Here is a 9977-nt window from a genome sequence, read left to right as displayed (position 1 = left end):
GGTAGTGCCCCGCGGCGTGGTGTAAGAGGGCCGGCCTTCGGAGAGGCTCGAGTTGGTCAGGTCGCCACGGCGGGCAGTCTGACGTTGTGAGTATCGGTGATGCGGGCCAGCGACTCCAGCCCCATGTAACGGCGCGCGACGGCCCACTCGTCGTTGGTTTCGATCATCAGCGCGCCGACCAGACGGATGATGGCCGCGTCGTTCGGAAAGATCCCGACGACATTGGAACGGCGCTTGATCTCCTTGTTGACGCGCTCAAGCGGGTTGGTCGAGCTGATCTGCGCCCAGTGCTCCCTGGGGAAGTCCATGTAGGCGAGCACGTCGTCGCGGGAGGCGTCCATCATGGCGCCGAGCCGGTCATTCTTCTCACGGAGGGCGTCGGCGATGGCGTCCCACTGGGTCTCCGCCTCGGCCTTGGTCTCCTGGGCGAAGATCGTCTTGAGCATTGCGGCCACGGCGGTGCGGCTCTTGGCCGGGGCATGGGCGAGCGCGTTTCTGAGCCAGTGCACGCGACACCGTTGGTGGGTCGCATCGAACACTCGGCGGGCTGCGGCCCTGAGCCCCTTGTGATCGTCGGCCACGACGAGCTTCACGCCGCGCAGGCCGCGATCGGCGAGAGAGCGCAGGAAGCCAGTCCAGAACGTCTCCGCCTCGGAGGGGCCGGTGGCGACGCCGAGCACCTCGCGTCGGCCGTCCCCGTTGACCGCCACCGCGATTATTACGGCACGGCTGATGATCCGGCCGTTCTCGCGCACCCGGATGTAGGTTGCATCGAGCCAGAGATAGGGCCAGGCGCCCTCGAGAGGCCGGGTGAGGAATGCCAGCACGCGCTCGTCGATCTCGGCGCAGAGCCGACTCACCTGGCTCTTAGACACGCCACTCCCGCCCATGGCACGCACCAGATCGTCCACGGCGCGCGTCGAGACGCCGTGCACATAGGCTTCCTGGATGACGGCCACGAGGGCCTTCTCCGCCGTCCTGCGCGGTTCGAGAAAGCTCGGGAAGTAGCTGCCCTTGCGCAGCTTCGGGATCGCCAGGTCGATCCGGCCGGCGCGGGTCTCCCAGCCTCTCTCGCGGTATCCATTGCGCTGCGTGGTGCGCGCCGGTGTGCGCGTTCCTTTTGGCGCGCCCGTCGCAGCCTCGACCTCCATCTCCATCAGCCGCTCGGCGGCATAGGCGAGCATGTCGCGGACGAGATCCTCGTCGGCGGACTTCTCCACCAGCTCCATCAGGGTCATTCTATCGTCGGTCATCGTCGTCTCCGGTTCGGTTCCAGGTTTCGCAACCCGAACCTTCTCCGAAGACCGGCGATGGCCGCCAGCGTCACCGCCGGCCGCGCGCTGCGCTNCGCCGGAGGCTCCGCGCGCGGCCTCCTCCTACACCACGTCCGGGGGCACTGCTCCCGCACCGTTTCTCACATTGTATCGCGGCGACAACGCCCGTCAGGAATGCGGTATTCGAAGGTTTGACGTACCGCAGCTCGACATCCACGCTCCCCGCCCTGGGCCCCGCGTGCCGTCGAACCCGCAGCCACGCGTGCTGCTACCTGCCCCGTGCAAGCCCGCACGATCAGGTGTCGATCACCGGCACCAGGGTCACGCTGCGCCCATCCGTCGCCGCGCGATAGCAGCGCCGGTCCGCTGCACGGCGCACGTCCTCGCTGCGCAGCGAGGTGCAGAAAAGCCCCCGGCGGTATTCCCATGATCCCACGAAGGGAACGCCCAGATGCGTGCCGACAAGCGCGCCGTCCTCGGCCACGGTCACGTCCACGCCGTCGCCGCGCAGGGTGTGCCCGACAATGGCCGCGTTGAAGGCACGGCGCCGTTCGAGACTGTCAGCCGTCTCACCGACCGAACCGTCGCTGGCGACATCTGGCGCCGAGCAGGCGGGAAGCGACGAAATCATACCAAGTACAATCAACCAAGAGCGCATCGTCACCGTACCTCGCACACAGCCGACCGCCCCCCGCCCATCACATTGATACCGAATTCCGGCCAGTCTGAGGGAAGCATTCCGCAAAAGGGTTAACTTCCGGCTAGTGGCGGGCCTGTTGCACCGGGGTGACGCTGCGCCGCGGCCGCGCCCGGTTTCACACGCCGCCTTTGCCAAACCGGGCCCGCCGTCGTAAGCCCTTGGCACCCTTGACCGAACCGGGAAATCCGATGCCAGACTACGATTACCGCGTCATTCCCGCACCTGACCGCGCGGGCAAATCGCGCCGTAAAGGCGCGGACCCGTTCGCCGAAACGCTGGCCGACGCGCTGAACGCCGAAGCGCGCGGCGGCTGGGAGTTCGTGCGCGCCGAAACGCTGCCGGTGCGCGAACGCGTCGGGTTGACCGGGTCGCGCACCGGCTTTCGCACGATGCTGGTCTTCCGCCGCCCCGCCGAGGGGATCGACCCTGAAAAGGCCGATGCGACCCGCGAGGCGCTCAAGCTACTGGAAAACCGCACGGATTGGGAAGACTGACCGGCGCTCAGGCCTCGATGCGGATCTCCAGCGCGTGGATCTGGGCCACAAGCTCAGGCCCGATAGCCTGGTGGATGGCACGGTGCCGTTCCACCCGGCTCAGTGGGCCAAGGGCGTCCGCCGCGATCTCCACCCGGAAATGCGTCTCGCCGCCCTCGCGCCAACCGCCGTGGCCGCGATGCGCCTCGCTGTCGTCGGTCACGACCAGCCGTGTGGGCCGGAACGCTGATTCGAGCCGCCTTGTTATCTCGTCTGCAATAGCCATTTTTCGGCCTGCCCCTCTTTCTCTCTGCGTCAGAAAGGTTAGACTCCATCGCCCGCGGTTGGAATGCCGCCCGTGCGAGTCGGAAAGGTTTTGCCCATGTCGAAGAACGACCCCTTCGGTTTTGATATGTCGGTCTCTTCTGCCAAGAAGAAGAAGACCCGCGGCAAGCGCGGCATGTCGGGCGCGTTCGAAACCTCAACGCGTGTGTGCGAGCATCCTGGCTGCGATCTGGCGGGCCAGTACCGCGCGCCGCGCTCGCCCGACAGCCTTGATGACTACTTGTGGTTCTGCAAGGACCATGTGCGCGAATACAATCTGAAGTGGAATTTCTTCAACGGTACCACCGAGGCCGAGATGGACGCGCAGATCGAAGAGGACCGCGTCTGGGGCCGCAAGACCAAGCCCTTCGGCCGCCAGAGCGACGAACAGCGCGCGTGGCAGCGGCTGGGCGTGGACGATCCGCACCAGGTGCTGGGGGACAAGGCAACGCAGAACCCCGGCAAGTCGATCACCGGCACCCGCCGCCTGCCGCCGACCGAACGTCGCGCTCTGGAGATCCTTGAAGCGAAGGACCACTGGACCAAGGTCGAGATCCGCAAGCAGTACAAGAGCCTGATCAAGATCCTGCATCCTGACATGAACGGCGGCGATCGCTCCGACGAAGAGCGGTTGCAGGAAGTCGTCTGGGCCTGGGACCAGATCAAGGAAAGCCGCAGCTTCAAGGACTGACCGATGCCCGCTGGCCGTCTCGATGTGCCCGCGCTGATCCTCGGCGCGGGGGCGGCGGGAATGATGTGCGCCGCCCATGCCGGGACCGGCGCGCTGGTGGTCGATCACATGCCCGTCCCCGGCGAAAAGATTCGCATCTCTGGCGGCGGGCGCTGCAACTTCACCAACCTGCATACCGCGCCAGAAAACTTCCTCTCGGACAACCCTCATTTTGCCAAGTCCGCGCTCAGCCGCTACACCCAGTGGGATTTCATCGACCTGGTCCAGCGCCACGGCATCGCTTGGCACGAGAAAACGCTGGGCCAGTTGTTCTGCGACGGCAGCGCGCGGCAGATCATCGACCTGCTGACCGCGGAAATCGCGGCCGCGGGGTCGGAACTGTGGCTCGACACCCACGTCGGCGAGATCGCCCATGACGGGCACCGCTTCACCGTGACACTGACCCGCGGGGGGCGCGAGACGCAGGTGCGCACCCCCGCGCTGGTCGTCGCCACCGGCGGCAAGTCGATCCCCAAGATCGGGGCGACCGGCCTTGGCTACCGCATCGCCGCACAGTTCGGGCTGCCGCTCGTGCCCACCCGCCCCGCGCTGGTGCCGCTGACCTTCGGCGACAGTTTCACGGATCTGTCCGGCGTGGCGGTGAACGCCCGCATCGCCGCGAACGGCGCGGCCTTCGACGAGGCGCTTCTGTTCACCCATCGCGGCCTGTCCGGCCCCGCGATCCTGCAGGCCTCGAGCTACTGGTCGGAGGGCGGCGAGATCGCGGTCACCTTGTGTCCCGGCACCGACCTGCCGGGTACATTGCGCGCCGAACGCGGCCGTGCAGGCCGCCGCGACGTTGCCACCGTGCTCGGCGAGTTGATCCCGAAACGCCTTGCGGAGCACCTGACCGTGGCAGCGGGGGTGACCGGCCGGCTGGCCGACCTGTCCGACGCGCGCCTCGCCGCCCTCGGCACGCAGCTTGCCGACTGGCGACTGCGCCCCACCGGAACCGAAGGCTACCGCAAGGCCGAGGTAACGGCCGGCGGCGTCAGCACCGCCGCGCTGTCCTCGCGCAGCATGGAAAGCACCGTGCCCGGCCTTTTCTTCGTGGGCGAGGTGGTGGACGTCACCGGCTGGCTGGGCGGCTACAACTTCCAGTGGGCGTGGTCCTCGGGCTGGGCCGCGGGACAGGCCATCGCCGCACGCCGCGCCGCCGCCTAGGCGGGTGCAACCGGCCCGCCCCGCGCACACTGCGCCCGCGCGGTGCGGCCCTTCCCCTTGCACCCTTCCGCGATATGTTGCACCACCGACCCGACAGAAAGGCAGCAACATGGCAGACGGCAGCATGGACGTGAACAGCAAACCCTCCGAAGACATCTCGGTCCGCGAGGTGTTCGGCATCGACACCGACATGGTGGTGAAAGGGTTCGCCGAAGCCTCCGACCGCGTGCCCGACCTTGACCCGACCTATAAGTTCGACCGCGATACCACGCTGGCGATTCTGGCGGGCTTCGCCTTCAACCGCCGCGTGATGATCCAGGGCTACCACGGTACCGGAAAGTCCACCCATATCGAACAGGTCGCCGCGCGGCTGAACTGGCCACTGGTGCGCGTCAACCTCGACAGCCACATCAGCCGGATCGACCTGATCGGCAAGGACGCGATCAAGCTCAAGGACGGCAAGCAGTACACGGAATTCCAGGAAGGCATCCTGCCCTGGGCGCTGCGTACGCCGACCGCGATCGTCTTTGACGAATACGACGCCGGGCGCGCCGACGTGATGTTCGTGATCCAGCGCGTGCTGGAAGCTGACGGGAAGCTGACGCTGCTGGACCAGAACAAGGTGATCAGCCCGAACCCCAGTTTCCGCATTTTCGCCACAGCGAACACCGTCGGCCTTGGCGATACCACCGGCCTCTATCATGGCACCCAGCAGATCAACCAGGGCCAGATGGACCGCTGGTCGCTCGTGGCCACCCTGAACTACCTCAGCCACGATGCCGAGGCCGCGATCGTGCTGTCCAAGTGTCCGCAATACAACACCAAGGAAGGCCGTCAAACCGTCAGCCAGATGGTGACCGTGGCCGACCTGTCCCGAACCGCCTTCATGAACGGCGAACTCAGCACCGTGATGAGCCCGCGCACCGTGATCGCATGGGCGCAGAACGCGCGCATCTTCAAGGACGTTGGCTATGCCTTCCGGCTGTCGTTCCTGAACAAGTGCGACGAGCTTGAACGCCAGACCGTGGCCGAGTTCTACCAGCGCTGCTTCGCCGAGGAACTTCCCGAAAGCGCTGTCAGCACCTCGCTGGGCTGACCTGTCCCAAACAGCGCCGCGTCACATCGATGCGGCCCGGCGGCGCCGATCAGCCGGGGCCGGCGCCTACGATCTGGGTGAACCCGCCATAGATCATGCGCTTGCCGTCAAACGGCATCGGGTTCTCCTCGGCACTCATGCGCGGATCCGCCATCACCGCGGCCCAGCCTGCATCGCGGGTGGCGCGGTCGGGCCATGTCACCCAGGAAAAGACGACTGCCTCGTCATCGCGGCACTGCACCGCCAGCGGAAAGGACGTAACCTCGCCCGGCGGCACGTCGTCGGCCCAGCATTCGCGCACCGACAGCGCACCGTGTTCGAGGAACACCACCGCCGCTGCTTCCGCATGGGCGATGAAGGCCGCCTTGGCGGTCAAAGGCACTGCCGCCACGAACCCGTCAACATAATCCATAGGCCCCTCCCCGAACGCTTCGTGTCAGGTTAGCATGGGTCGCGTGAGGCCCAAAGCGCCGCGACGCAAGGGCCCCCGTTGCGACCAGAACACGGCATCTTGGATTGCCGCCATCGCGCAACAGGAATATCTCGGGTCCATGAAAGAGATCGAGTTGAAATTCCTTTTGACCGAGGAACAGGCCGACGCGCTCGACGCGCTGCTTCCCACGCTTCAGGGCCTGCACGCCCGGCCCGAAACGCGCCAGCTTCGGTCGGCCTATCACGACACCGAATCCGGTGCGCTGCGCGGCGCCGGGATCGCCCTGCGGCTGCGACATGACGGCCTTGGCTGCGTGCAGACAGCCAAGGGCGCGATCAGCCATCACGGCGGCATCCAGACGACGCTGGAATCCGAAACGCCGCGCCCGGACGGCGCGCTCGATGTGGCGGCCATCCCGCACGACGGTCTGCGCGAGCAGGTGCAGGCGCTGACAGCGGGCGCGCCGCTCGCCGCGCGGGTCGAAACCGAAATGCGCCGCCACAGCGCAACCGTGTCCCTGCCGGGCGGCGGCGCGGCGGAAATCGCGGTGGACCGCGGCACGCTGCGCGGCGGCGGCCGCTCTGCCCCCCTCACGGAACTGGAGATCGAACTGAAAGGCGGGACGGTCCCGGCGGTCTACGATCTTGCCCGGCAGATCCTGCCCGAAGGCGGGCTTCGGCTGTCGCGCCGGTCCAAGGCCGCGCGCGCCTTCGCGCTGGCCGACGGGCACGATGCTGTGGACCGGCCCGCGCTGCGCAAGGCGAACCCTGTGCCGTTGCAAGCGCATCAGACCGCCGAGTCGGCGGCGCGCGACGTGTTGCGCGAATGCTTCGACCAAATCGCCCGCAATGCCGATTTCGTGCAGGTCAGCGACGCGCCCGAAGGGCCGCACCAGCTGCGGATCGGCCTGCGCCGCTTGCGCGCCGCGTTCGACGTGTTCGGCGTCGTCCTGGATGGCCCGGCCTGCGCGCACCTGAAGGCCGAGGCGCGGTGGCTTGCACACGAGGCCGGGGCGGTGCGCGATCTTGACGTGACGGTGCAGGACCTGCTGGCCCCCGAAGCCACCGCACACCCGATGGAGCCGGGTTTCCAACGTCTGGCCGCTCACCTGACAGCCCGCGCCGACGCGCAGCGCCTGTCGTTGCGCGGGGCATTGACGGGTGCGCGGGCACAGGCGTTTCTGCTGGACCTTGCCCGCTTCACCGAGGCGCGGGGTTGGCTGGACCTCGCCGATTTCGGCCAGAGCGCGCAGCTCGCGCAACCGCTGTCCGCGATCGCAACTGCGGCGCTGGACCGGCACTGGAAGCGCGCGGCCAAGCGTGCGCGAGGCATCGACCATCTCGACATCGAGGCGCGCCACGATCTGCGCAAGGCGCTGAAAGGACTGCGCTACGCGGTCGAGTTTCTCGCGCCCGTTCTGCCCGCCGGGGCGACCAAGACTTTCACCAAGCGGCTGCGCACCCTGCAGGACCTCTTCGGCGAACTGAACGACCTCGCGATGGCGCAGGAGATGTTGACCGGTGCCGATGCGCCCGGTGGCGACGATCCGCAGGCGCAGCGCGCCGTGGGCTGGATCCTCGGCTCGCGCAGCGTGCGCGCCGAAGCGGACTGGGCGGGGGCGCGCAAGCTTTGGCACGCGCTGCGCGACGCCCCGCGCCCGTGGGACACGCCCGGCTAGGCCACCGACTGCCCGGGCGGCACTGGCCAAGCCCGGCCAAACGCGCCATATAAGAGCCGTGCAGGGCAGCCGCGGCTGCGTGGTGCTGCCCGGTCGCGGGCCCTGCACGCCCAAGGACACGAGAAAGTCGCGCATGGCACAGTCAGACAATCCCTCGGAACCGTTCAAGAAGGCCCTGGCCGAGGCGACGCGCGTCCTGGCCAACGATCCCGACATGGCGATCAGCTATTCGGTCGATCCGCCGGGCATGACCAACGACAGCGTCCGCCTGCCCCAGGTCAGCCGCCGCATGACCCAGGCCGAGGTGCTGCTGGCAAGAGGCACCGCAGATGCCTACGCCCTGCGCCGCCGCTTCCACAACGAGGCGACACATGCTCGCTACGTGCCGCAGGGCCAGATGGCGCGTGACATTTACGACGCGCTGGAAACCGCCCGCTGCGAAGCGGTGGGCGCCCGCGCCATGCCCGGCACCGCCGGTAATATCGACGCCAAGATCGCAGTCGAGGCCGACCGCCGCGGCTATGCCCAGATCGAGGAAGCCTCGGGCGCGCCGTTGTCGGTCGCTGCGGGTTATCTCGTGCGCCATCTGGCCACCGGTCGCGGCCTGCCCGAAGGCGCCGACAACGTCATGAAACTCTGGCGCGAGCATATCGAAAGCGAGGCCGGCGGCACGCTCGAAGGGCTCGAAGGGTGCCTGCGCGACCAGACCGCCTTCGCCAAGTTCGCCCGCCAGATGATCGAGGATCTCGGCTACGGCGACCAGCTTGGCGAAGACCCCGACGACAGCGAGGACGACACCGAGGACGAGGCCTCCGCCGACGACCAGGACGACAACCCCGACACCACTCCGCCGGACGAAGACGATCCCGACCAGAACGACGAGGCCGCGCCGGAGCAGTCGCAGGACGACACGCAGGACGCCGCCGACGCCCAAGTCAGCATGGACGAGATGGCCGACGCTGAGAACGCCGACGAGCAGGAGATGCCCGACGGCGACGCGCCGCTCGATCCGCCCCCGCCCCCGCCGGTGTCCGAGGCCGATGTCAACTACACCGTCTACACCACCGAGCACGACGAGGAGATCCGCGCAGAGGATCTCGCCGAACCGATCGAGCTTGAACGCCTGCGCGCCTATCTCGACCAGCAACTCGAACCGCTGAAGGGCGCCGTGTCGCGGCTGGCCAACAAACTGCAACGCCGCCTGCAGGCCAAGCAGAACCGAAGCTGGGAATTTGACCGCGAGGAAGGCATCCTTGACGCGGGTCGCCTCGCCCGTGTGGTCGCCAACCCCACCACACCGCTCAGCTTCAAGGTCGAAAAGGACATGGAGTTCCGCGACACCGTGGTCACCCTGCTGCTCGACAACTCCGGCTCGATGCGGGGGCGCCCCATCTCTATCGCCGCGATCTGCGCCGACGTGCTCGCCCGCACGCTGGAACGGTGCGATGTGAAGGTCGAAATCCTCGGCTTCACCACCCGCGCCTGGAAGGGCGGCCAATCCCGCGAGGCATGGCTGAACGCGGGCCGCCCGCAGCAGCCCGGCCGCCTGAACGACCTGCGCCACATCATCTACAAGTCCGCCGACGCCCCCTGGCGCCGCACCCGCCCCAATCTCGGGCTGATGATGAAGGAGGGGTTGCTGAAGGAAAACATCGATGGCGAGGCGCTGGAATGGGCGCACCGCCGAATGACCGGCAGGCCCGAGGCGCGCAAGATCCTGATGGTGATCTCGGACGGCGCCCCCGTCGATGACAGCACCCTGTCGGTGAACCCGGCAAACTACCTTGAAAAGCACCTGCGCGACGTGATCGCGATGGTCGAGAAACGCCGCCAGGTCGAACTGATCGCCATCGGGATCGGCCATGACGTGACGCGCTACTACAACCGCGCCGTGACCATCACCGATGTCGAACAGCTTGCCGGCGCGATGACCGAACAGCTGGCGGGCCTCTTCGACAGCGACCCGCGCGCGCGGGCCCGCACACTCGGCCTGCGCAACGCCGGCCCGATGCGCCGCGCGGGCTGACCCGGCCCGCGATCACCGTCGCGCCCGGCGCTCCGGGGCGCGGTCCCTGCGGGGGTTGTCACCCCGGTGCGGACACGGC

General features: G+C 67.8%; 10 protein-coding genes. 6 read left to right on the top strand and 4 right to left on the bottom strand.

Annotated elements, in window-relative coordinates; all coding sequences use genetic code 11:
- Positions 1 to 56 precede the first annotated feature (56 nt).
- Both DKT77_RS16715 and DKT77_RS16710 read right to left on the bottom strand, forming a co-directional pair.
- Complete coding sequence (locus tag DKT77_RS16715) at positions 57 to 1253, bottom strand: IS256 family transposase (protein WP_109809696.1); 1197 nt, start codon at positions 1251 to 1253, stop codon at positions 57 to 59.
- A gap of 316 nt (positions 1254 to 1569) precedes the next feature.
- Complete coding sequence (locus DKT77_RS16710; RefSeq protein ID WP_109812792.1) at positions 1570 to 1905, bottom strand: hypothetical protein; 336 nt, start codon at positions 1903 to 1905, stop codon at positions 1570 to 1572.
- Between the two features lie 257 nt (positions 1906 to 2162).
- Here DKT77_RS16710 and DKT77_RS16705 point away from each other — a divergent pair, with 257 nt between their 5' ends.
- Complete coding sequence (locus tag DKT77_RS16705) at positions 2163 to 2468, top strand: DUF4177 domain-containing protein (RefSeq protein ID WP_109812791.1); 306 nt, start codon at positions 2163 to 2165, stop codon at positions 2466 to 2468.
- A gap of 7 nt (positions 2469 to 2475) precedes the next feature.
- Here DKT77_RS16705 and DKT77_RS16700 read toward each other — a convergent pair whose 3' ends face one another.
- The gene (locus DKT77_RS16700) at positions 2476 to 2733 is read right to left on the bottom strand and encodes a BolA family protein (RefSeq protein ID WP_109812790.1); all 258 of its coding nucleotides are present in this window, start codon (positions 2731 to 2733) and stop codon (positions 2476 to 2478) included.
- A 96-nt stretch (positions 2734 to 2829) separates the two neighbouring features.
- Here DKT77_RS16700 and DKT77_RS16695 point away from each other — a divergent pair, with 96 nt between their 5' ends.
- The 3 genes from DKT77_RS16695 to cobS all read left to right on the top strand — a co-directional run bounded on the left by DKT77_RS16695 (position 2830) and on the right by cobS (position 5761).
- Positions 2830 to 3462, top strand: coding sequence for a DnaJ domain-containing protein (locus tag DKT77_RS16695; RefSeq protein ID WP_109812789.1), 633 nt, complete (start codon positions 2830 to 2832; stop codon positions 3460 to 3462).
- 3 nt (positions 3463 to 3465) lie between these two features.
- Positions 3466 to 4665 (top strand): BaiN/RdsA family NAD(P)/FAD-dependent oxidoreductase, encoded by a 1200-nt coding sequence (locus tag DKT77_RS16690; protein WP_109812788.1) that lies wholly within the window; start codon positions 3466 to 3468, stop codon positions 4663 to 4665.
- Positions 4666 to 4774: 109 nt separating this feature from the next.
- Complete coding sequence (gene cobS, locus DKT77_RS16685) at positions 4775 to 5761, top strand: cobaltochelatase subunit CobS (RefSeq protein ID WP_109812787.1); 987 nt, start codon at positions 4775 to 4777, stop codon at positions 5759 to 5761.
- A 49-nt stretch (positions 5762 to 5810) separates the two neighbouring features.
- Here the strand turns inward: cobS and DKT77_RS16680 are convergent, their stop codons facing one another.
- Positions 5811 to 6173: a DUF1428 domain-containing protein gene (locus tag DKT77_RS16680; protein ID WP_109812786.1), complete on the bottom strand. Its 363-nt coding sequence runs from the start codon at positions 6171 to 6173 to the stop codon at positions 5811 to 5813.
- Between the two features lie 139 nt (positions 6174 to 6312).
- On the opposite strand from DKT77_RS16680, the gene DKT77_RS16675 reads away from it, so the two are divergent.
- Both DKT77_RS16675 and cobT read left to right on the top strand, forming a co-directional pair.
- Positions 6313 to 7872, top strand: a complete 1560-nt coding sequence (locus DKT77_RS16675) for a CYTH and CHAD domain-containing protein (RefSeq protein WP_238547961.1) — start codon at positions 6313 to 6315, stop codon at positions 7870 to 7872.
- A 133-nt stretch (positions 7873 to 8005) separates the two neighbouring features.
- Positions 8006 to 9898, top strand: coding sequence for a cobaltochelatase subunit CobT (cobT, locus tag DKT77_RS16670; RefSeq protein WP_109812784.1), 1893 nt, complete (start codon positions 8006 to 8008; stop codon positions 9896 to 9898).
- Positions 9899 to 9977 lie beyond the last annotated feature (79 nt).

Origin of the sequence: Meridianimarinicoccus roseus (assembly GCF_003172915.1) — a bacterium.
GTDB lineage: Bacteria > Pseudomonadota > Alphaproteobacteria > Rhodobacterales > Rhodobacteraceae > Meridianimarinicoccus > Meridianimarinicoccus roseus.
The sequence above is the reverse complement of the archived record's forward strand: the minus strand, read 5'-3'. Positions and strand labels throughout refer to the sequence as shown.

Bases quoted from the DNA above. Each gene is read 5' to 3' on its own strand.
- DKT77_RS16695 (WP_109812789.1), top strand. From the start codon at position 2,830: ATGTCGAAGAACGACCCCTTCGGTTTTGATATGTCGGTCTCTTCTGCC.
- DKT77_RS16700 (WP_109812790.1), bottom strand. From the start codon at position 2,733: ATGGCTATTGCAGACGAGATAACAAGGCGGCTCGAATCAGCGTTCCGG.
- DKT77_RS16705 (WP_109812791.1), top strand. From the start codon at position 2,163: ATGCCAGACTACGATTACCGCGTCATTCCCGCACCTGACCGCGCGGGC.
- DKT77_RS16680 (WP_109812786.1), bottom strand. From the start codon at position 6,173: ATGGATTATGTTGACGGGTTCGTGGCGGCAGTGCCTTTGACCGCCAAG.
- DKT77_RS16715 (WP_109809696.1), bottom strand. From the start codon at position 1,253: ATGACCGACGATAGAATGACCCTGATGGAGCTGGTGGAGAAGTCCGCC.
- cobS (WP_109812787.1), top strand. From the start codon at position 4,775: ATGGCAGACGGCAGCATGGACGTGAACAGCAAACCCTCCGAAGACATC.
- DKT77_RS16710 (WP_109812792.1), bottom strand. From the start codon at position 1,905: ATGATTTCGTCGCTTCCCGCCTGCTCGGCGCCAGATGTCGCCAGCGAC.
- cobT (WP_109812784.1), top strand. From the start codon at position 8,006: ATGGCACAGTCAGACAATCCCTCGGAACCGTTCAAGAAGGCCCTGGCC.
- DKT77_RS16675 (WP_238547961.1), top strand. From the start codon at position 6,313: ATGAAAGAGATCGAGTTGAAATTCCTTTTGACCGAGGAACAGGCCGAC.
- DKT77_RS16690 (WP_109812788.1), top strand. From the start codon at position 3,466: ATGCCCGCTGGCCGTCTCGATGTGCCCGCGCTGATCCTCGGCGCGGGG.